The following is a 530-nucleotide window of genomic DNA, read 5'->3' on the forward strand; positions in this document are numbered from 1 at the left end:
GCCTGATCGAGTTTCGTATTGCCTTCGGCGACGCTCACGCCGTTGGCAAACGCGGGTAACACCGGCTGCCACACCAGGAGGGTACACAGGGCATAGCTCAGCCAACGTTGGGTGGCATGAAGAGGACGATCCGTTGACTGACTCATGTGGTAAACCCTTTCCCTGGACATTAATTAAAGAACAATACTGATGCGGTAATAGACAGAAACCCGGTCCGGCTCCAGCCAACTCGGGTGTGACAGCGGCCAACCGACGGTCAACTGGCTGCCAAAATAACGGTTGCGGCTGCCGAGCCCCACCGCGCCGCCCCACAGCGTGCCGGAGGCATAGGTATCCTGTGAGTCGTAGCGCAGGTAACCGCCGTCTACCGCACCCAACAGGGTGATTGTGCCGAGGTACGGCAGGCTGAATGGCGACCAGTTCACCTCGTTACGCCAGTAACCGCCGTTATCCCCGGACAGATACTGCTCCTTGTAACCCCGCACCGAGCTTTCGCCGCCGATAGTCAGGCGTTCGCTGCCGTATAACCG

The 530-nt window shown here is 59.2% G+C and carries 1 protein-coding gene; it reads right to left on the minus strand.

Annotation, left to right across the window (positions count from 1 at the left end):
- Positions 1 to 173: 173 nt before the first annotated feature.
- On the minus strand, positions 174 to 530 hold a 357-nt coding region (locus BMI79_RS22925; RefSeq protein WP_143555420.1), incomplete at its 5' end, for a ShlB/FhaC/HecB family hemolysin secretion/activation protein.

The organism is Serratia oryzae (genome assembly GCF_001976145.1).
Lineage (GTDB): Bacteria > Pseudomonadota > Gammaproteobacteria > Enterobacterales > Enterobacteriaceae > Chania > Chania oryzae.